Source organism: Burkholderia latens (genome assembly GCF_001718795.1).
GTDB classification, from domain to species: domain Bacteria; phylum Pseudomonadota; class Gammaproteobacteria; order Burkholderiales; family Burkholderiaceae; genus Burkholderia; species Burkholderia latens_A.
In genome coordinates this window covers 198,076-218,059 of record NZ_CP013437.1, presented here as the reverse complement: position 1 = coordinate 218,059, position 19,984 = coordinate 198,076, and the positions used below count along the sequence as shown (strand labels likewise).

The window sequence follows — 19,984 nt, the reverse complement described above, 5'->3', positions numbered from 1 at the left end:
ACACAACGCGGCGCGGCGGCAAGTCCGCCCGCCCACCCACATGAAGCGGGAGGCACGATGACCATTCCGAAACGACAACCCGGCGTGCGCTATGAGATCAACGTCTGCGGCGGCGGCTTCGAATCCGTGAAGAGCCATTTCAGCGCATGGAAACAGGAACCGCTGATCTATCGGCCCGATCGCCGGATGTTCGAAGGCAAGGCCGACGTACGGCCGCTCGGCGACGAGACGTTCGGCTCGACCGAGCCGGCCCGGTTCGCGCTCCAGCGCGCGTGCGAGCCGTCCGATCCATACGCGCTGGCCGCACCGGTGCAGGACGACGGCCGCCAACTGTGGCTCGTGATGGCGGCGTACGAAGCGTGATGCGATGCACTTGAAAGAATTGCAGCGTGCGGTGTAGCGAATGCACGGCGTGCGGCGACGCGGGATGCGCGCGCGTCCGTCGCAGCGCGCAGAGCGAACGTATGACGCGGCACATGCCTTGCGGACCTTCGACGTGACGCGTGAAGCAGCGGGCGGCCGATGCACGCCGCGCCGCATATCCGGTCCCGCGAGGACCCCGCAACGACGATCGAGTGCCTATGAAGCGAGACCTCACTCAAGCGCTGCACCGGCCCGAGCCGCCGCTACCCGACGGCGACCCGGACCCCGACGTGCCCGTGCCGGACGACTTGCCGCCCGACGCGCCGGAACCGTATCGCGATCCGGAGGGCGACCCGCCCGTGCACCCGCCGCCCGAACGCGAGCCGCCGACGCGCGAGCCGCCGATCCACGTGCCGCCGACGGGCGTGCCGCCCGTCGCGTTCACCCGCTTCCCGGAGGAGGTGTCGCGATGAGCATCAGCGTAAAACCCGGCCTGCTGCGCGACGTGGCGGAGACGCTCGGCCGCCACTTCGAAGCGCGTGCGATGCCGTTTCACGCGGAGGAGCAGCCGGCCGGCGCGCTGCATTTCGGGTTTCGCGTCGACGGACACCCCGCGTCGCTGACGGTCACGTTCGACGCCGATGCATTCGCCGCACTCGAACGTGCCGATGTCGGCCGACAGCGCGGCGCACTGACGCGCGTGGCCGCCGAGTTCGACACGATGATGGCGCGCCGAACGCCGACCGCGTATGCGGGCGATTTCCATTTCAACCGGCTTTGAGCCGTGCTCCACGGCCGGCTCGAAGCCGCCGGATTCACGGAGGATTGTTCGATGAAACCGATCCACACGATACGCGCGGGAGCGTGCGCGTTCGCGGCCGCGTGCGCGCTGGGCGCATGCACGCAACCGAACGGCGCCTACGGCACGCGCGGCGCGCCGCCGGCGCCGCCGGAGGGCCGCGGCGCGTCGCCGGCCTCGACGACGCCGGACGCGAACACGCGCTACGACACGCGTCCGTCGCCGCACAGCACGATGCCGGCCGGCGCGGCCGGCGGCGAGGAGCCCGACGTGCCGCCGCCGGGGCCGAACGGCGCGCAGGGCGATCGGCCGCTGCCGGGTACGCCGCCGCCGATGCAGTACTGACGTCGGGCGGCGGCCGCGGCGCGCCGTCGCGACCGGGCTTGCGCCGCGAATCCCGTGCCCCCTAACTTTCCGGCGCTTGTAAAAAAGCGGCTTCAACGGCGTCGTTTCTTGGGGATCGAACCCCGCAGAGCCGCACCGGACGGGGCTTCCCGGCCTTGGCATGGAAGCTGCATCGATACCTGCATACGTATTCCGCACACCGTCAGGAGGACATCGATGTCAGTCACGCTTGCGCTCCAGATGCGACAGCATCTGGCACTCACGCCGAGGCTTCAGCAGTCGCTTCGCCTGCTGCAGTTGTCTTCGCTCGAATTCCAGCAGGAATTGCGGCAGGCGCTCGACTCCAATCCATTTCTCGAAGACGGCCAGGGCGACGACGAAGTCAGCGCCGACGGTGCGCCCGCGCCCGCCGCCGAAGCCGCGAGCACCGAAGCGACGCCGGAGCCGGACGACGTGCGTCCGCCGGACGGCGACCTGTCGTACACGGCCGCACCCGCGCCGCGCGGCGCCGGGCGCCAGGGCGAGGACGGCGGCGACCTGTCGCCGGGCGAATGGATGGCCGCCGAACCGTCGCTGCACCAGCAACTGCACGACGCATTGCGTCTATACCCGCTGAACCGGCGCGACCGCGAGGCCGCGCGTCTCGTAATCGACGCGCTCGACGACGACGGCTATCTGCGGCAGGAGCTGTCCGAGTTGCTCGTGGCCGCGGACCCGGCGCTGCTGCTCACCGAGCAGGATCTGTCGGTCGCGCTGCGGCTCGTGCAGATGCTCGACCGCCCAGGCATCGCAGCACGCTCGTTGTCCGAGTGTCTGGTGCTGCAGCTCGACGCGATCCCGGCCGGCACGCCCGCGCTCGCGGAAGCAAAGGTGATCGCACGCGAACATCTGGAGCGCCTCGCGCGTCGGGAGACGGCGGAGATCCAGCGTCGGGTCGGCTGCAACCAGGCGACGCTGCAGGCCGCATGCGCGCTGGTGCGCGGGCTCGACCCGCGCCCGGGCAACCATTACGGCAGCACGCGCGGCGATTACGTGGTGCCTGACGTGATCGTCCGGCAGGTGCGCGACGAATGGATCGTCACGATCAATCCGGCCGTGCTGCCGCGTGCGCGGCTGCACGAGCGCTATGCGACGCTGTTCGCGCAATCGAGCGGCGAGCGCGATTCGCCGCTCGGCCAGCAGTTGCAGGAAGCGCGCTGGCTGATCCGCAACGTGCAGAAGCGCTTCGACACGATCCAGCGCGTGGGCGAATGCATCGTCGCGCGGCAGCGCGATTTCTTCCGCTACGGCGAGATCGCGATGAAGCCGCTGGTGCTGCGCGACATCGCCGAGGAACTCGACCTGCACGAATCGACGGTATCGCGCGCGACGGGCAACAAGTACATGGCCACGCCGCACGGCACGTTCGAGTTCAAGCATTTCTTCCCGCGCAAGCTGGAAGCGGCCGGCAAGGGCGTGTGCTCGGCGTCCGCCGCGAAGGTGCTGATTCGCGACATGATCGCGAGCGAGCGCCACAACGATCCGCTGTCCGACGTCGCGCTCGCGCAGAACCTCGCCGGTCGCGGCATCCTTCTTGCGCGTCGTACGGTCACCAAGTATCGCCAGGCAATGAAGATCCCGCCGGCCGAATTGCGCCGGCGCGACGCCGCATGACGATGCGGTCCGAACTGCGCGCGGCCCGCGAGTGGCGGCGCCCGCGTGCGTCACCGAGAGGAGGAATGCCATGCCAGCCAAGTCCCAGGCACAGCAGCGCGCCGCGGGGGCCGCCCTGTCGGCCAAGCGCGGCGACACCAAAATGAAGGACCTGAAGCCGCCTTCGAAGTCGATGGCCAAATCGATGAGCGAGAAGGAGCTCGAAAAGATGGCTTCGACGCCGACCCACGGCAAACCCAGGCACAAGCACGATTCTTGATCGCCCGCGACAGGCGCCGGCGGTCACCGTTATCCAGGAGGAATTCATGCTTCGATACGCTCTCATCTTCTTCGTCATCGCGATCATCGCCGCCGTGTTCGGCTTCGGCGGCATTGCGGCCGGTGCGGCCGAAATCGCGAAGATCCTGTTCTACATCTTCGTCGTGATCTTCCTGGTCACGTTGCTGCTGGGCGTCGTGCGCCGATGACGATCTTGCCCGACCGTTCGCAGCGCATCGCCGAGCTTGAAGGTGCGCTCGCGAACGGGTTTCCGTCGGAGTCGACCGTCGTCGTCGATGCCGACGACGCGTCGGGCCGGCTGACGATCCACGTGTCGTGGGTGCGCGTGCCGGCGGAGGACAGCGCGCGCGCTTGGCGCTGTGCGCTCGACCTGCGGTTCGACCCCGACGTAGTCGAACGCTATGGGTCGCTCGATGCGGCCGACCGGCTGCGCGTGCGCACCCAGCTGTGCGACCGCGCGCGGCGCGCGGTGGACGAGCAGAAGCCGCGCGTCGAGGATGCCGCGATCGAATGCAGCGTCGCGCTCGACGTGACGCATGCGGAGTTCGAACGCGCGTTGCGCGCACCCTGACGCGGGCGCGGCTGCCCGCCGCGACACTGCGAGGCCGTTGCGGCGCACGCGGCACGCCTCGCCCGTTTTTCCGCGCCGGCATGCGTGCGCCTCGCGATGCGGCCGCGCACGATGCCGTGCTTCACCGAACCCAGAACGAACGAGGACTCGCCGATGACGAATCCCCCTCAATCCGGCCAGCCGCCGGCCAACCCGCCGCAACCCGATAGCGCGAAGTCGCGCCAGCTGGACGAGAACCGGCTGCGGCCGGACGGCCACGCACTGCGCACCAACCAGGGCGTGCGCATCGCCGACAATCAGAACACGCTGCGCGCGGGCGCGCGCGGTCCGTCGTTGCTCGAAGACTTCATCATGCGCGAGAAGATCACGCACTTCGATCACGAACGGATTCCCGAGCGGGTCGTGCATGCACGCGGCTCGGCCGCGCACGGCGTGTTTCGCGTGTACGAGTCGATGGCCGACTATACGAAGGCTGCGTTTCTGCAAGATCCGGCCGCAGAGACGCCGGTCTACGTGCGCTTTTCGACGGTGCAGGGCCCGCGCGGCTCGGCCGACACGGTGCGCGACGTCCGCGGTTTCGCGGTGAAGTTTTACACCCAGGAAGGCAACTACGATCTCGTCGGCAACAACATGCCGGTGTTCTTCATCCAGGACGCGATCAAGTTTCCCGACTTCGTGCACGCGGTGAAGCCGGAGGCGCCGAACGAGATGCCGACCGGCGCATCCGCGCACGATACGTTCTGGGATTTCGTGTCGCTCGTCCCCGAGACGACGCACATGGTGCTGTGGCTGATGTCCGATCGCGCGCTCCCCGCGAGCTATCGCGCGATGGACGGCTTCGGTGTGCATACGTTCCGCTTCGTCAACGCGGCCGGTGCCGAGCATTTCGTGAAATTCCACTGGCGGCCCGTGAGCGGCGCGTATTCGCTGCTGTGGGACGAAGCGCAGCGCATCGCCGGTCACGACCCGGATTTCAACCGGCGCGATCTGTGGACGGCGATCGAGCGCGGCGACTATCCGGAGTTCGAACTCGGCGTGCAGCTGATCGATCCGGCCGACGCGCGCAAGTTCGACTTCGACCTGCTCGACCCGACCAAGCTCGTGCCGGAAGAGCTCGTGCCGGTGAAGCCGATCGGCCGCATGACGCTGAACCGCAATCCCGACAACTTCTTCGCCGAAACCGAGCAAGTCGCGTTTCATCCGGGACACGTGGTGCCCGGCATCGACTTCACGAACGACCCGCTGTTGCAGGGGCGCCTGTTCTCGTACACCGACACGCAGCTGAGCCGGCTCGGCGGCCCGAACTTTCATGAGCTGCCGATCAACCGGCCGCTGTGTCCGTTCGCGAACAACCAGCGCGACGCGATGCACCGGCAGACGATCGCGGTCGGGCAGGCGTCGTACGAACCGAATTCCCTGAACGGCGGCTGGCCGCGCGAGACGCCGCCCGCGCCGGCCGGCGGCGGCTTCGAGACGGTGCACGAACCGCTCGAAGGCGACAAGGTGCGCGTGCGCAGCGAATCGTTCGCTGACCATTTCTCGCAGGCGGCATTGTTCTACCAGAGCATGACCGAAATCGAGCAGCGGCACATCCGGGATGCGTACTGTTTCGAGCTCGGCAAGGTGACGAAGCCGGAGATCCGCGAGCGCGTGGTCAACGAGTTCCTCGCGCGCTTCGACGCGGGCCTGGCCGCGCAGGTCGCCGAACGGTTGGGGCTGCCGGCCCCGCAAACGGCCACGACGCCGGCCGTCAGGCAGCGCGCGCCGTCGTTGAGCCTGATCGGCCGGTCGAAGCCGGACATCCGCTCGCGCAAGATCGCGCTCGTCGCGACGCCGGGCGTCAACCAGGCGCTGGTCGAGCAGGTGCGCGGCGCGCTGACGGCCGCCGGCGCGGTGCCGACGATCGTCGCGCCGACGCTCGCGCCGATCGGCAGCCTCGTGCCGCAGGCGACGCTCGCGGGAATGCCGTCGGTGATGTTCGACGCGGTGTTCGTGTGCGGCGGCGACGGGCGCGATCTCGCGCATAGCGCCGATGCGCGGCACTTCGTACGCGAGGCGTTCAAGCACCTGAAGCCGATCGCGGCGGTCGGCTCGGGGCGTCAGCTGCTGAGCGCCGCGCAGTTGCCGGACCCGGCCGACGGCGTGTGCGTCGGGCAGGCCGTCGATCTCGACGCGGTGCTCGGCGCGTTTTGCGGCGAGATCGGCCGGCATCGCGTGTGGGCGCGCGAGCAGCAGGCAGCCGAGGTGCCGGCTTAGCGCGGGCCGCCGCGTCGCGCGGCGGGCGCGTGCGCAGCAAAGGAGGACAGGCATGCCACCGCGGATGATATGGAAAGGCGCGATCAGCTTCGGGCTCGTTCACGTGCCCGTGCAGCTGTTCCCGGCGACGCGCACGGTGAAGCCGTCGTTCCGGCTGCTCGACAAGCGCTCGATGGATCCGGTCGGCTACCGGCAGATCAACAAGCGCACCGGCAAGGAAGTCACGCGCGAGGACATCGTGCGCGGCTACGAGTACGAGAAGGAACGCTACGTGGTGCTGACCGACGACGAGATTCGCGCGGCGAATCCCGAGTCGACGCAGACCGTCGACATCCTGACCTTCGTCGACGAGGATGCGGTGTCGTTCCTGTATCTCGACACGCCGTACTACCTCGTGCCGGACCGCAAGGGCGAGAAGGTCTATGCGCTGTTGCGCGACGCGCTGAAGGACAGCGGCAAGATCGGCATCGCGCTCGTGGTGATGCGCGACCGCCAGCATCTCGGCGCGCTGATCCCGGTCGGGCCGATACTCGCGCTCGATACGTTGCGCTGGCAGGAGGAGCTGCGGCCGCTCGACGAGCTGCAAGCGCCGGCCGACGACGCGAAGCGCGCGGGCGTGACCGCGCGCGAACTCGGGATGGCGAAGAAGCTGATCGACGACATGTCCGGCAAATGGACGCCCGACGAGTATCACGACACATTCCGCGACGACATCCTCGAGCTGGTCGAGCGCAAGGTGCGCGCGGGCAAGATCGAGGAAATCGAGGAACGCCCCGCGCAGACAGGGCCCGCGGCGACCAACGTGCTCGACCTGACCGAGTTGCTCAAGCGCAGCCTGAAGGGCGGGGCGGGCGCGCGCGCGGCGGATCTGCGCAATGAACGCCAAGAGCGGAACGCGCCGGCCGAGGACGACGAGGACGACGACACGGACGCGTCGTCTTCTGCGTCGCGCGCTGGCGCGCGCCGCAAACCGGCGGCAAAATCGGCCAAGAAGACGGCGGCCGCCAAATCCGCGGCGAAGCGGCCGGCCGCGAAACGCACGGGCGCGGGCGCCGGCGGGCATGCGGCGAAGAAGACCGCCGCGCGCCGAAAGCACGCGGCCTGAGCGCGGATGACGCCGCGAAACGCGAGGTGACACGATGGCCGGCAAGCTCGATCCGTATCGCCGCAAACGCCACTTCGACGCGACGCCGGAGCCCGAGGGCGCGCACGGGCGTCGCCGCACGAAAGCGGCCGCGAAGCCAGACGCGCGAGCCGCTGCGCGCAAGCCTCGCCCGCTGCGCTTCGTGATCCAGGAACACCACGCGCGGCGGCTGCATTATGACTTCCGGCTCGAACTCGACGGCACGCTGAAGTCGTGGGCCGTGCCGAAAGGGCCGAGCTTCGATCCGGCCGTGAAGCGTCTGGCGGTGCACGTCGAAGACCATCCGCTCGAATACGCATCGTTCGAAGGCGAGATTCCCGCCGGACATTACGGCGCCGGCTCGGTCGTCGTGTGGGACGAAGGCACGTGGACGCCCGACGGCGGCCTCGCGCATGCGCGCGAAGGGTATCGCGCGGGCAAGCTTACGTTCCGGCTCGACGGCCACAAGCTGCACGGCGGCTGGGCGCTCGTGCGCAGCGGCCGGCAGGAAGGGCGGCAGGAGCAGTGGCTGCTGATCAAGGAGCGCGACGACGACGCGCGCAGCGCGGACGAATTCGACGTTGTCGGCGAGCGCCCAGGCAGCGTGCACGACGGTGGGGTGTCCGCGGCGAGTGCAGGCGCCGATGGCAGCGAGAAGCGCACGCGCGGCTCGCCGCGCGGCCGGAACGGCAAGGCGGGCACGGACGGCACGGACGGCAAGTCCGACGCCGCCCCCGCGCGAAAGCGCGGTACGCGCGCCGGTCGGCGCGAAGAGGGCCGCGATCGCGACGCCGGCGCCGACGGGAAACGGCCCGCCGGGCCGTCCGCGGTCGACGGCGCGGTGCGTGCGCCGCTGCCGGAGCGCGTCGCGCCGCAACTCGCGACGCTGGTCGATGCACCGCCGACGCAGGACGGCTGGTGCTACGAACTGAAGTTCGACGGTTACCGGATGCTGGCGCGCATTTCGGGGAAGGGCACGCGGCGGCGCGTGACGCTGATGACGCGCGAGGGCCGCGACTGGACCGCGAAGCTGGGCGCGCAGCGCGACGCGCTCGCGGCGCTCGACGTCGACGAAGCATGGCTCGACGGCGAGGCTGTCGTGCTCGGTCCGAACGGCCTGCCCAGCTTCCAGGCGCTGCAGAATGCGCTCGGCGCAGGACGCTCGGACGAGATCACGCTGTTCGTATTCGATCTGCCCTATCTCGACGGTTACGACTTGCGCGACGCGCCGCTCACCTCGCGCCGCGCATTGCTCGAACCGTTGCTCGCCGACAGCGACCCGGCGCGGCTGCGTTTCTCGCCCGATCTCGGCGAAGACGTCGCGTCACTCATCGCGAGCGCGTGCGACACGGGCCTCGAAGGCCTGATCGGCAAGCGCGCGGACTCGCGCTATCGCGCCGGCCGTTCGCCCGCATGGATCAAGCTCAAATGCCGGCGCAGGCAGGAGTTCGTGATCGGCGGCTACACCGAGCCGTCGGGCAGCCGCAGCGGCTTCGGCGCGTTGCTGCTCGGCGTGCACGAACCGTCGGGCAGCGGCAAGCGCTCGCGCGGGCCCGGGCCGCTGCGCTACGTCGGCCGGGTCGGCACGGGCTTCGATACGCGGATGCTCGACAAGCTCGCGGCGATCCTGCGCAAGCACGAGCGCGCGACGACGCCGTTCGATCCGCCGCCGCGCGAGCGCTCGCGCACGCCGGTGCACTGGATCGAGCCGACGCTCGTCGCCGAATGCGAATTCGCCGAATGGACCGGTGACGGCATCGTGCGGCAGGCCGCGTTCATCGCGCTGCGCGAAGACAAGCCGGCGTCGCAAATCGTGCGCGAAGTGCCGAGGCATACGGAAACCGCGGAACAGGAGGTAGCGATGGATCAGCGTGAGACCACGGATGACGGCAAGCGCAAGCCCGCATCGCGCGCGGCGCGCGACGCGGACGATAGCAAGCCCAACGCACGGACGCGCACGCCCTCGCGCGCCGCGACCGGCGCGGAGGAGGTCGGCGGTCCCACCCAGCTCGGCCGCGTGCGCATCACCCATCCCGATCGTGTGATCGACCCGCACAGCGGCACGCGCAAGATCGATCTCGCGCGTTACTGGCAGTGGGTCGCGCCGTGGCTGCTGCGCGATCTGAAGGGCCGCCCGGTGTCGCTGGTGCGCGCGCCGGGCGACATCACCGGCGAACTGTTCTTCCAGAAGCACGCGGAGCGCCGCGAGATTCCGTTCGTCACGCAACACGAAGGGCTCGACCCCGGGCATGGTCCGCTGCTGTCGCTCGACAGTGTCGACGCGCTGCTCGGCGCCGCGCAGATGGGCACGATCGAACTGCACACGTGGAACGCGCATGCGTCGAACATCGAGCGGCCGGACCGGATCGTGTTCGATCTCGATCCGGATCCGGCGCTGCCGTGGAGCACGATGATCGAGGCCGCGCAGCTCGTGCGCGGGTTGCTCGACGAGCTGGGGCTCGTATCGTTCTGCAAGACGAGCGGCGGCAAGGGGCTGCACGTCGTCGTGCCGATCACGCGGCACATGGGGTGGGACGACGTGAAGGACTTCTCGCGCGCGGTCGCGCAGCACGTGGCCGGTGCACTGCCCGACCGTTTCACTGCGACGATGGGGCCGCGTCACCGGCGCGGCAAGATCTTCATCGACTACCTGCGCAACGGCCGCGGCGCGAGCACGATCGCCGCGTACTCGGTGCGCGCGCGGCCCGGAATGGGCGTGTCCGTGCCGCTGCGCTGGGACGAGGTGTCCGACACGACCGGCGGCGACCAATGGACGATCGACACGCTGCACGAACGCGTCGACCGGTTGAAGCGCGACCCGTGGGAAGGCTACGACGACACGCGCCAGCGGATCACCGCGCAAATGCGCGCGCGGCTGGGCCGCTCGTGACGCGCTCAGCGGCGGCGATGCTGGAGGCGGTAGTACCACTCCATCAGCGGTGTCGCGGACACGCCATGCACGATCACCGACGCGCAGACGACGGCCAGCACCGGCGCCGCAAGCGGGCGCACCGCGCTCGACGGCGCGTGTTCGAGCGCGAACAGCAGGTAGTAGAACGAGCCGATTCCGCGGATCCCGAACCATCCCATCAGCCGCCGCTGTGCGTGTGTCGCGCGTGAGCCGGTGAGCGTCAGCAGCACCGCGACCGGCCGCACGGCGGCGAACAACAGCAAGGCCAGCGCGGCCGCGCTCCATGTCACGAGCGGCGCCGACAACGTCGCGAGCACGCTGCCGATCATCGTCATCACGAGCGCTTCCGCGATCCGTTCGAGCTCGATCGTGAAATCGAGCACCGACTCGGCCATGAACGCGTGCACCTTCTCCGGATGCTTTTCGGTCGCGACCACGTCTTCCGAATCGATGCGGCCGATGACCTCGCGCGGCCGGCGGTCGCCGCTCGCGCGGTGCTCGACGCGTCGCATCGCGACGCCCGCCGCGAACGTCGCGATGAAGCCGAACGTGTGCGCGAGCTGCGCGGCGCCGTACGACAGCGCGATCAGCGCGAGCGCGAAGAAGCCTTCGAAGCCGAGCGCCTGCGCATAGCGGATGCGCAGCCAGCCGATCGCCTTGGTGGTCGCCGCGCCGAGCGCGCCGCCGATCGCGGCCGCGCCGACGATGCCCCACAGCGCGAACAGCGCGAACGTGCCCGACAACGCGGGCGGCCCGTGCGGCGTGTCGCGCGCGCCGCACAACGCAAGTGCGGCAAGCGCGAACGGCAGCGCGATCCCGTCGTTCAATCCGCCTTCGCCGGACAGCGCGAAGCGCACCAGGTCGCGGTCGCCGGGGTCGTGCACCTGCACGTCGTGCGCGAGCACCGGATCGGTCGGCGCGAGAATCGCCGCGATGAGCAGCGCCGGACCCCAGCCAAGCCCGAGCGTCAGCACCGCGCAGCCGGCGAGCAGCGGCACGGTGACGATCATCGCGAGCAGGCCGAGCCGGCACGGCACGAGCCACAGTTTGTCCGAGAACGGCACGCGCAGCCGCAGCCCGATTGCGAACAGCGACACCAGCAGCGCGACCTCGACGATTTCGCGCAGCAGCACCGCGTCGCGCTCGATGTCGAGATGGAGCAAGCCCGCGCCCGACGGGCCGAGCGCGATGCCGAGCGCGAGATAGATCATCGCGCTGCTGCACGGCAGATGCCGCAGCGCCGACGTCGCGACGGCCATGCTCAACAGCACGACGCCGATGATGAGATACCACAGGGTTTCATGCATGCCTGACGGTGGACCAGGTGGATGACGGAGATACGCGAACGCGATGCGTGCGCTGCGCGCTCGCGCGGCGTTCGCCAGACCGCGCATGGCGGCCGACGCGCGCGCGGCCAGCCGTCACGGCTTGCGGCCGAACGCTTCGCGCAGCTTGCGTTTCGCGCGTTCGAGCGTCGCGCGGCGTGACTTCGGCAGGTGGCGGCCTGCGCGGTTCACGTAGAAGTTCAGCATCGACATCGCGGACTGAAACGGCGTCGCCTTTCGGCGGCGGCTGTGTTCTGCCGAACGCTTCAACGACGCGGCGATCTCGCTCGGATCGTCGGACTTGAAGATGTGCGGCTCGAGATCGAGCGCATCGCTTTTTTGCATCACGTCGGCAGACCAGCGCCGGCGGTGATGCGGATCGTTGCTGCGTGCGCGGCCCGGGCGGCGCGTCGCGCGTTTGCCGCGCGGATGGGAGGCGGTGGCTGAAGGCATGGGCGGCGGCTCCATACGTGGTCGGCGTGAATTGCTCCAGGGCCGCAAGGCGCGTGCCGCGAGCCACTGTCGGCACGCGCCTTGCTGAATCGAAAGCGCAGGAAATTTCACGACAGCAGGTCTATTGACGGAGAACGCTTCATGAAGCCAGCATTCGAATCGAAATTCACCGCGCACCGGATTCTCGCGTGCGCGACCGTCGCGCTCATCGCAACCGCCCCGGCCGCGTGGGCGCAGAACTCGCAGCGCCCGGGCGAAGGCACCGGCGCGCCGATCCTGTCGCCGCCTGACACGTCCGCGCAAGGCACGGGCGGCGACATGACGAACGGCAATACGGCTGCGCCGCCGCCGGCGACACGCATGCAAGAGCCGCGAAGCACCCGCTCGCACCGGCACCCGCACGTCAAGACCAAGCCGGGCGGCCCGAACGGTGCGGGCACCGGCGGCAGCGGCAGCACCGGCGGCGGTAACGGCGGCGCTAACGGCGCGGGAGCCGGCGGCGCAGGCGGCAGCGGCAGCGCGGGCTCCGGCGGCACGGGCGCGACCGGCACCGGCTCCGGCAGCCCGACCGGCGGCGGCAGTGCCGGGATGGGCGGAGTCGGCGCGGGCCAGGGCGGCACCGGCGCGGGCGCCGGGAACGGTCGCTCGTCCGGCGCGACGGGCTCCGGCGGGGGCGGTGCCGGCGGCACGGGCAGCGCGGGTTCCAGCGGGTACTGACGACCACGGTGTCGCGCCGGCACGCCCGGCGCGGCGCGATGGCGGACGCCGGCGCCAGGCCGGCATCCGTCACCACGCAGGAGAACATCATGCAATCGAATTACCGCACGTTGCTCGACGCCAGCGATATCGACACCGATCCGCTCGATGCGGACGATCTCGACACGACCGTCCATCTCGACATCGAGACCGGCCGGATCACGTTTCATGCGGCGTGGGCGGTCGCGCAAGATGCGCCGCCGGGCGCGCCGCGCCATTCGGTCGTGCTCGCGCTCGACTGCGACACGATGGAGCGCTACGCGGCGCTCGACGACGCCGCGCGGCTGCGCGTGCACGCGATGCTGCACGAAAACGTGCAGGCGATGCTCGAGACGTTGCCCGACATTACCGAAGACCTCACGCTGACGGTCGAGCTGACCGACGCGATGCTCGACGTCGCACGCCATTTGCAGTGACCGTGCCGCGCGTGTCGTCGTGTCCCGACCCCTTCGGCCGGAGTCGCGGGCGCGCCGCCGCCACGGTCGCATTACATACCCGGTTGAAATCTTTGCAGCGGCGGTCCGCGCGCCGATGTCGGGGGCAGGCCGTGCGCGGCGATCGGCGGGTCGCGTTCGGGTAACGGGTGCACCCCGCGCCGGGGGCATCGGCGGGCGCGGCACGAGGATTGCGGCGCGACGGGCACGGCACGACCGGTGTCGCAACGAACCAGGGAGCGTTTCATGACCGGCAAGCTGGAGCATTGCAAGGTAGCGATACTCGCGGTGGACGGCTTCGAGGAAGCCGAACTCGTCGAACCGCAGCGGGCGCTGAAGGCCGAGGGCGCCCAGGTGGACGTAATCTCGCAGAAAGCGGGCGAGATCCAGGGCTTGCGTCACGTCGACAAGGGCGAGCGCGTGAAGGTCGACCGCACGTTCGACGACGCGCGCGAAGGCGATTACGACGCGGTCGTGCTGCCGGGCGGCGTCGTCAACGGCGACGCGATCCGGATGGTGCCCGCCGCGCGCGAATTCGTGACCGCGGCCGTCGGTGCGGGCAAGCCTGTCGCGGCGATCTGTCACGGCGGCTGGCTGCTCGTGTCGTCAGGACTCGTCGAAGGTCGGACGATGACGAGTTGGCCGAGCCTGCAGGACGACATCCGCAACGCCGGCGGCAAGTGGGTCGACCAGGAAGTCGTGCGTGACGGCAATCTGATCACGAGCCGCAAGCCCGACGACCTGCCGGCGTTCAACGGCGCGATCGTGCAGTCGCTGGCCTCGCGGGGGGCCTGAGCGATGCCCGCCGATCCCGTCCGCCATGTGACGCTGACCGACGCCCCGCCCGAATTCGACGGCGCAGCACTGCAGATGCGCTTCGTCGTCGACGTCGACGGGAAGCCGCTCACGTGTGCGATTACCGTCGAAGCGCTCGAGGACCATTTCGGCGCGCGCTCCGCACTCGAAGCCGACTTGCGCGACGCGTTCGAGCGCGGGCGCGACCGCATCGAGGCCGCGTGTGCCGAAGTCCTCACGGACGGCGAGGGCGGTATCGAACTGCACAGCGGGTATTTCCGCGTACGTGACACGGCGGCCGGCGACGTCGCGCGCGCCGGGTTGTTCCGTTCGCGGAAGTCGTGAGCGCGGCGGCGCGGCGTGTGCGACCGCGCTTCCCGCACCGTCGTGCTTCCGCGCGGCGCGGTTACACGCCGTTGAAAACTTTGCAGCGGCGCGGGCGACGTGCAAAGCGTCAGATCGCGCCGCGCGCCGGCCGCATGCGGCGCGGCCAGCGCCCACATACTGGCACGCTCGCTGCTTGTCTCTCCGCAATCGAGGCGCAGATTTGCGCCCGCGATGCCGCGACGGCATCGCGTCGAGACGTCGAATGGGGAGACACATGCTGACCGCGCATGAATTTGCCACGCTGTTCCTGGCGCATCGCGCGCCGGACGAGATCCATCCCGATCGCGAAGATATCGCGTCGTTGATGGAACGACACCTGATCGAAATTCGTGCAGACGAATCGGGCGCGCGCCGGCTCGCGCTGACGCCGAACGGCTTGTCGATCGTCCAGTGCATGCAGCGGCATGCCGGACGTGCGTTCGGCGGCGCCGACGCGTGACGCGCCGGCGCCGCGTCAACGCGCGATGGCGACTGACGCGTTCACTTGCACGACCGGTGCGTCGCCGCCGGACGGCGGTTCGTGCAGGAAGCGGTCGATCACGCCCGGCTCGAACAGCAGGCAGCAGGTGGAACCGCCGTACTGGAAGTAACCGATCTCGTCGCCCTTGCCGACGCGTTGCCCGGGCACGACCTCGACCACGCACGACGACACGTCGCCCATCCCGACGAACACGGCTGCCACCGTGCCGATTCCCGGATCGTCGCTGTCGATGGCGATCACCGCACGCGCGGCCACGGCGGTCATGTAGCCTTGCGAGTCGTTGAGTCCGGCCGGGTCCGGTCCTTCGGCCTCGACGACCGAGTAGTAGGCGCCGTCCACCCGGTACGCATGCGTGACGGTGCCACGCACGGGCGCGTGCCAGCGATGATAGTTGTACGCGCTGAGATACGCCTGATAGAGATCGCCGCCGACGAAGCGCTCGGCGAGCGGCAGCCGCGCGGGCGTGAAGATGTCGCGCAGCGAATACGGCTGGCCCTTGATCCAGAACGTGTCACGAATCTTCAGGTTCGATTCGGTGTGATACGGCGCGGCCTCGCACGCGCTGACGATCACGTGCGGGTCGTTCGGCGCAGCGACGGGCCGCGCGCCTGCGCGAAAGCGCCGCGTAAAGAAATCGTTCCACGAATCGAAGCCCCAGTGCGGCTGGTCTTCCCGATACTGGAACTGCGACAGGCCGAGCCGCTTGCGCGCCTCATCGCAGAACCAGCCGTCGGGCGGCGCCGTGTCGAGGTGCGTGCGCGAATGCGGGCCGCCGAGGAAGTCGCACCACACGTTCAGCACCTGCTTCAGATGCGCGTTGACCGTCGCGTCGCGGAACACCGCGTGCCCCGACGGCATGCACATCGGCCAGTCGAGGAACGCGTTCAGCGGACACACGATCATGCTCGTTTCGCTGAATGGCGGCGTGTAGGTCATCAGATGGTCGATCACCGTCATCAGCTCGCCGATCGACGCGTAGCCGAGCCGCCGGCCCGACTCGCGCGCCTCGTCGATGGCGCGGGTGAGGCTCATGCGCAGCACCGCGTTGTCGTCGAACAGCCGCGCGAGTTCCTGCACGGCCGGCGTGCGCAGCCGTTCGCCGGCCTGCGCGTGCGCTTCCTTCGCAATTTTTTCGCGATATGCGGCCATGTGCGCTTCGTTGCCCGTCATCCATTCGCCGATGCGATGGCGCGTGTCGGGCGGCGTGCTGTTTGTCGGCATGGTCACCTCCGGGGAGCATTGCGATACGGACGCATCCAGCAAGACGCTTGCCCGCTGTCCGGCACCCAAATTGCTGCGCTGTGGCGAGCGGATTCCTTCAATGAACGATTCGGGAGAGCACACATGAACGCAGCGACGAATGCGAGACAGACGCACGATCCGGCGGCCACCGACGAGCGCCGCGGTGACGGACAGCGAACCGTCGCGCCGACCCGCGCGCGCCCGCGCGTGCGGGCGGCTACGTCAGCGGACGGCGCACGACGGGCGAAGCGCGGCGGCGCTCAAGGGCCGATCACGACGAGCGGCGGGCACAAGAGCGGTGAGTCGCTGTGGGAGGACGACAGCGGTGCGCTGCCGCCGGAGGAGGGGGCGTGATCGGGTGACGACGGCAGCGGCGCAGCGGGTCGACGCGTTTGGACGCGGCGTGCCGGCGAGAGTCACTGGGGCCGATATGGGCGTTCGCAGCTCACCTGTCGGCCGGATCCGCACGACGCTGCGATCGCGCCGGCTGCGTCAGCCGGTTTTCGGCAGCCGCACCGCGAATACCGTTTCCGCGTGATCCGACCGCGCGTCGATTCGCCCTCGGTGGGCCCTTGCGATCTCGCTGGCGATATACAGGCCGAGCCCCAATCCCGCATCGGCCGCGGTTCTTTGCCGCTGGTCGGCGCCGCGCTGAAGCGGATCGAAGATGCGCTCGAGCATGAGCCGGTCGAGCGCCGGCCCCTTGTTGCCGACCTCGATGAGCACGTCGGCGCCGGCCGACGCCGCGCTCACGCGTACCGGCGTATTCGGCGTTCCGTACTTGAGCGCGTTGCTCACGAGGTTGCTGAGCATTTGCTGCATGCGCCGATCATCCCAGTGGCCGCGCAGATCGCCGCCGAGATCGACGTCGATTTCGCGATCGGGATGGGCTCCCCGTAGTTCGTCGACCACATTGTCGACGATGTCCGCGAGGTCGGCGTCGCGAGGATCGACGTGAATGCCGAGCCCGAGCTGGGTCCGGTTGAAGTCGCAGAGATCGTCGAGGAGCGCCTGCATGCGGCCGCCGCTTCTGATCAGTCGGCCGGCGGCCTCCGATATGTCGTCGCCCGCATTGAGCGCCGCAAGATAGGTTGCGGTCAGCTGAATCGTCTGCAGCGGCGTGCGCATGTCGTGGCCGAGCATGCCCAGCAACAGGTTCCGGGCCTGTTCGACCTGTTCGGTGAAGAACGAAATGGACTCCGCGAGCGCCTGGTCGATCGCCTCGTTGAAACGAATCATGTCGTCGAGATGCGGCGCATTCGGCCGGCACGCGTCCATCCACAGCCGCAGCACGCTCGCCCGCAGCGCGCGATACTCGGCCGCGAGCTGATTGATGTTGAAGCCGCGGCGGGCGCGCAGCACCGCGTGCGTCTGCGCGGCCGTTTCCGGTGCATTTAATGATTCGGGTGCGCGTCCAACGGATTTTTCGTGTTGCTCTTCGCGGGTTTGCGGGGTCGTGATGTCCTGCGCGGCCGCTTCCAGGATCTGCCGTGCGTGGTCGCGCAGTGCGAGCGCATCCATGCTGCGCGCGGCGGGCTGCAGCGTCGCGGCAAACGCTTCCCACTGCGCGAGGATCGGTTCCATGTTCCGGAGAATGAAATCGGCTAGACGCATGTCGCCCCTCATGACGGTATGAACGGTGGATGCTTCTACGAATCCGCACGATATTACGTCAATACCGTTCGCCCGGCGGGATTCCGCGTCGCCGGCGCGGCCGGCGCGACGCCCTCGCGCGTCCCGGGGCGGTTACACCGGCAAGACGATCACCGGTTCGTCGCTGCATCCATTCGATATTTCGAGTATTATCGAAAAATGCAAACGAACCAGACCGTTGCCGCGCTTGCGGCGCTCGCGCACGAGTCGCGCCTCGCGGTGTTCCGGGCGCTCGTGCAGGCCGGCCCGGGCGGCCTGCCGGCCGGCCGGATCGCGACACTGCTCGACGTGCCGCCTTCGTCGCTGTCGTTTCACCTCAAGGAACTCGCGCATGCGCAGCTCGTCACGAGCCGGCAGGAAGGCCGGTACGTGATCTATTGCGCAAACTTCACGACGATGAACGCGCTCCTCGGCTACCTCACGGAGAACTGCTGCGGCGGCAATCCGTGCGCGCCGGTGTCCGCGTGTTCGGCCGACTGCCCGGGCACGGCGTAACCGCCACACATTCGCTGCCAAAGATGACCACCAACGTCCTGATCCTCTGCACTCACAATTCCGCGCGCAGCGTGCTCGCCGAGGGAATGCTGAACCACTGGGCCGAAAAGCTCGGCCGCGACGTGCGCGCGTTCAGCGCGGGCAGCGCGCCGAACGGCCGGCTGAATCCGTTTGCGCTGGACGCGCTGACCGGCGCCGGTGTCGATGTCGCCGGTTATCGCAGCAAAAGCTGGGACGAATTCGTCGGCGACGGCGCGCCGCCAATGCGCATCGTGATCACGGTGTGCGACAGCGCGGCCGCGGAGACGTGCCCATACTGGCCCGGGAGCCCGGTGAAGGCGCATTGGGGTTACGCCGATCCGTCGAACGCGCCGGGCGGCGATGCGGGCAAGCGGCTCGCGTTCGAACTGACGCGCGAGGCGCTCGGCTACCGGATGCTGCAACTGCTGGCGCTGCCGCTCGAGCGCATGAGCGACGCCGAACTCGCGGCCGCGCTGAACGACATCTCGCGCAACTGAGCGCGCGTCTCGCGGTCTGTCCGAGCTGGCCGCGCGCGTGCGTTTTTCCCGTATCGAGTCCTGCCCGATGAACACGTCCAACGTCAATCCGCATCGTCACGCCGCCGAGAAGCCGGCGATCAATTTCTTCGAACGCTACCTGACGGTGTGGGTTGCACTGTGCATCGTCGCCGGCATCGCGCTGGGCCAGATGCTGCCCGGCGTCTTCCAGCGGATCGGCCGCATCGAATACGCGCAGGTCAACCTGCCGGTCGGGCTGCTGATCTGGGTGATGATCATCCCGATGCTCGTGAAGGTCGACTTCGGCGCGCTGCATGAAGTGCGCCGCCACGTGAAGGGCATCGGCGTCACGCTGGTCGTGAACTGGCTCGTCAAGCCGTTCTCGATGGCGTTCCTCGGCTGGCTGTTCGTGCGGCACCTGTTCGCGCCGATGCTGCCCGCCGGGCAGCTCGACAGCTACGTTGCCGGCCTGATCCTGCTCGCGGCCGCGCCGTGCACCGCGATGGTGTTCGTATGGAGCCGGCTGACGGGCGGCGACCCGCTGTTCACGCTGTCGCAGGTCGCGCTGAACGACAGCATCATGGTGATCGCGTTCGCACCGCTCGTCGGGCTGCTGCTCGGGATGTCGGCGATCACGGTGCCGTGGCCGACGCTGCTCACGTCGGTGGCGCTCTACATCGTGATTCCGGTGATCGTCGCGCAGCTGTGGCGCAGGCGGCTGCTCGCGCAAGGGCAGACGGCGTTCGATGCGGCGATGGCAAGGATCGGCCCGTGGTCGATCGCCGCGCTGCTCGCGACGCTCGTGCTGCTGTTCGCGTTCCAGGGTGAAGCCATCATCGCGCAGCCGGTCGTCATTGCACTGCTCGCGGTGCCGATCCTGATCCAGGTGTTCTTCAACGCGGCGCTCGCGTACTGGCTCAATCGCGCGGTCGGCGAACAGCACGCCGTCGCATGTCCGTCCGCGCTGATCGGCGCATCCAACTTTTTCGAACTCGCCGTCGCGGCCGCGATCAGCCTGTTCGGTTTTCATTCCGGCGCGGCGCTTGCCACCGTCGTCGGCGTGTTGATCGAGGTGCCGGCGATGCTGCTCGTGGTGCGTGTCGTGAACCGGTCGAAGGGCTGGTACGAGTGCGCGTGAATCAAGC

Annotated in this window: 24 protein-coding genes; 20 read left to right on the top strand and 4 right to left on the bottom strand. The window is 69.1% G+C overall.

Annotated features, from left to right (window positions below; genetic code table 11):
* Nucleotides 1–57: 57 nt before the first annotated feature.
* The 11 genes from WK25_RS16600 to ligD all read left to right on the top strand — a co-directional run bounded on the left by WK25_RS16600 (nt 58) and on the right by ligD (nt 10,279).
* Nucleotides 58–363 (top strand): hypothetical protein, encoded by a 306-nt coding sequence (locus WK25_RS16600; RefSeq protein WP_038570434.1) that lies wholly within the window; start codon nt 58–60, stop codon nt 361–363.
* Between the two features lie 218 nt (nt 364–581).
* On the top strand, nt 582–836 hold the full coding sequence (locus WK25_RS16595; RefSeq protein ID WP_226209008.1) for a hypothetical protein: 255 nt from the start codon (nt 582–584) through the stop codon (nt 834–836).
* Nucleotides 833–1,144, top strand: a complete 312-nt coding sequence (locus WK25_RS16590; protein WP_069242137.1) for a hypothetical protein — start codon at nt 833–835, stop codon at nt 1,142–1,144. The genes WK25_RS16595 and WK25_RS16590 overlap by 4 nt, the downstream gene beginning before the upstream one ends.
* 51 nt (nt 1,145–1,195) lie before the next feature.
* Complete coding sequence (locus tag WK25_RS16585; protein ID WP_069242441.1) at nt 1,196–1,507, top strand: hypothetical protein; 312 nt, start codon at nt 1,196–1,198, stop codon at nt 1,505–1,507.
* 216 nt (nt 1,508–1,723) lie between these two features.
* A complete protein-coding gene (locus WK25_RS16580; protein WP_038570428.1) occupies nt 1,724–3,160 on the top strand; it encodes an RNA polymerase factor sigma-54 in 1,437 nt (478 codons plus the stop codon).
* A gap of 70 nt (nt 3,161–3,230) precedes the next feature.
* Complete coding sequence (locus tag WK25_RS16575) at nt 3,231–3,419, top strand: DUF3008 family protein (RefSeq protein ID WP_038572123.1); 189 nt, start codon at nt 3,231–3,233, stop codon at nt 3,417–3,419.
* Between the two features lie 46 nt (nt 3,420–3,465).
* On the top strand, nt 3,466–3,627 hold the full coding sequence (locus WK25_RS16570; protein ID WP_006398937.1) for a DUF1328 domain-containing protein: 162 nt from the start codon (nt 3,466–3,468) through the stop codon (nt 3,625–3,627).
* On the top strand, nt 3,624–4,010 hold the full coding sequence (locus tag WK25_RS16565) for a DUF3022 domain-containing protein (protein ID WP_038570420.1): 387 nt from the start codon (nt 3,624–3,626) through the stop codon (nt 4,008–4,010). The genes WK25_RS16570 and WK25_RS16565 overlap by 4 nt, the downstream gene beginning before the upstream one ends.
* A 153-nt stretch (nt 4,011–4,163) precedes the next feature.
* Nucleotides 4,164–6,266 (top strand): catalase HPII, encoded by a 2,103-nt coding sequence (gene katE / locus WK25_RS16560; RefSeq protein WP_069242440.1) that lies wholly within the window; start codon nt 4,164–4,166, stop codon nt 6,264–6,266.
* 52 nt (nt 6,267–6,318) lie between these two features.
* Entirely contained in the window at nt 6,319–7,371 is a 1,053-nt protein-coding gene (locus WK25_RS16555) for a Ku protein (RefSeq protein WP_069242136.1), read from the top strand.
* Between the two features lie 34 nt (nt 7,372–7,405).
* Entirely contained in the window at nt 7,406–10,279 is a 2,874-nt protein-coding gene (ligD, locus tag WK25_RS16550) for a DNA ligase D (protein ID WP_069242135.1), read from the top strand.
* A 5-nt stretch (nt 10,280–10,284) separates the two neighbouring features.
* Here the strand turns inward: ligD and WK25_RS16545 are convergent, their stop codons facing one another.
* The gene (locus WK25_RS16545; protein WP_038570410.1) at nt 10,285–11,607 is read right to left on the bottom strand and encodes a cation:proton antiporter; all 1,323 of its coding nucleotides are present in this window, start codon (nt 11,605–11,607) and stop codon (nt 10,285–10,287) included.
* Between the two features lie 114 nt (nt 11,608–11,721).
* Nucleotides 11,722–12,078: a DUF3175 domain-containing protein gene (locus tag WK25_RS16540; protein WP_038572118.1), complete on the bottom strand. Its 357-nt coding sequence runs from the start codon at nt 12,076–12,078 to the stop codon at nt 11,722–11,724.
* Nucleotides 12,079–12,219: 141 nt separating this feature from the next.
* On the opposite strand from WK25_RS16540, the gene WK25_RS16535 reads away from it, so the two are divergent.
* From WK25_RS16535 to WK25_RS16515, 5 genes are all read left to right on the top strand, one after another.
* Complete coding sequence (locus WK25_RS16535) at nt 12,220–12,795, top strand: hypothetical protein (RefSeq protein ID WP_069242134.1); 576 nt, start codon at nt 12,220–12,222, stop codon at nt 12,793–12,795.
* Between the two features lie 89 nt (nt 12,796–12,884).
* The gene (locus tag WK25_RS16530; protein ID WP_038572116.1) at nt 12,885–13,250 is read left to right on the top strand and encodes a DUF3022 domain-containing protein; all 366 of its coding nucleotides are present in this window, start codon (nt 12,885–12,887) and stop codon (nt 13,248–13,250) included.
* A 264-nt stretch (nt 13,251–13,514) separates the two neighbouring features.
* The gene (locus WK25_RS16525) at nt 13,515–14,063 is read left to right on the top strand and encodes a type 1 glutamine amidotransferase domain-containing protein (RefSeq protein ID WP_038570406.1); all 549 of its coding nucleotides are present in this window, start codon (nt 13,515–13,517) and stop codon (nt 14,061–14,063) included.
* Between the two features lie 3 nt (nt 14,064–14,066).
* On the top strand, nt 14,067–14,408 hold the full coding sequence (locus tag WK25_RS16520; protein ID WP_038570404.1) for a DUF1488 domain-containing protein: 342 nt from the start codon (nt 14,067–14,069) through the stop codon (nt 14,406–14,408).
* A gap of 244 nt (nt 14,409–14,652) precedes the next feature.
* A complete protein-coding gene (locus tag WK25_RS16515) occupies nt 14,653–14,889 on the top strand; it encodes a hypothetical protein (RefSeq protein WP_413464096.1) in 237 nt (78 codons plus the stop codon).
* 15 nt (nt 14,890–14,904) lie between these two features.
* On the opposite strand, the gene WK25_RS16510 is transcribed toward WK25_RS16515, so the two are convergent.
* Entirely contained in the window at nt 14,905–16,152 is a 1,248-nt protein-coding gene (locus WK25_RS16510) for a phosphatidylserine decarboxylase family protein (RefSeq protein WP_069242132.1), read from the bottom strand.
* A gap of 123 nt (nt 16,153–16,275) precedes the next feature.
* Here WK25_RS16510 and WK25_RS16505 point away from each other — a divergent pair, with 123 nt between their 5' ends.
* Nucleotides 16,276–16,527 (top strand): hypothetical protein, encoded by a 252-nt coding sequence (locus WK25_RS16505; RefSeq protein ID WP_038570395.1) that lies wholly within the window; start codon nt 16,276–16,278, stop codon nt 16,525–16,527.
* A 138-nt stretch (nt 16,528–16,665) separates the two neighbouring features.
* On the opposite strand, the gene WK25_RS16500 is transcribed toward WK25_RS16505, so the two are convergent.
* Nucleotides 16,666–17,787: a sensor histidine kinase gene (locus WK25_RS16500; protein ID WP_069242439.1), complete on the bottom strand. Its 1,122-nt coding sequence runs from the start codon at nt 17,785–17,787 to the stop codon at nt 16,666–16,668.
* Nucleotides 17,788–17,985: 198 nt separating this feature from the next.
* Here WK25_RS16500 and WK25_RS16495 point away from each other — a divergent pair, with 198 nt between their 5' ends.
* The 3 genes from WK25_RS16495 to arsB all read left to right on the top strand — a co-directional run bounded on the left by WK25_RS16495 (nt 17,986) and on the right by arsB (nt 19,977).
* Complete coding sequence (locus WK25_RS16495) at nt 17,986–18,321, top strand: ArsR/SmtB family transcription factor (RefSeq protein WP_069242131.1); 336 nt, start codon at nt 17,986–17,988, stop codon at nt 18,319–18,321.
* Between the two features lie 23 nt (nt 18,322–18,344).
* The gene (locus tag WK25_RS16490; protein ID WP_069242130.1) at nt 18,345–18,839 is read left to right on the top strand and encodes an arsenate reductase ArsC; all 495 of its coding nucleotides are present in this window, start codon (nt 18,345–18,347) and stop codon (nt 18,837–18,839) included.
* A gap of 67 nt (nt 18,840–18,906) precedes the next feature.
* Nucleotides 18,907–19,977, top strand: coding sequence for an ACR3 family arsenite efflux transporter (gene arsB / locus WK25_RS16485; RefSeq protein WP_038570384.1), 1,071 nt, complete (start codon nt 18,907–18,909; stop codon nt 19,975–19,977).
* Nucleotides 19,978–19,984: the final 7 nt, after the last annotated feature.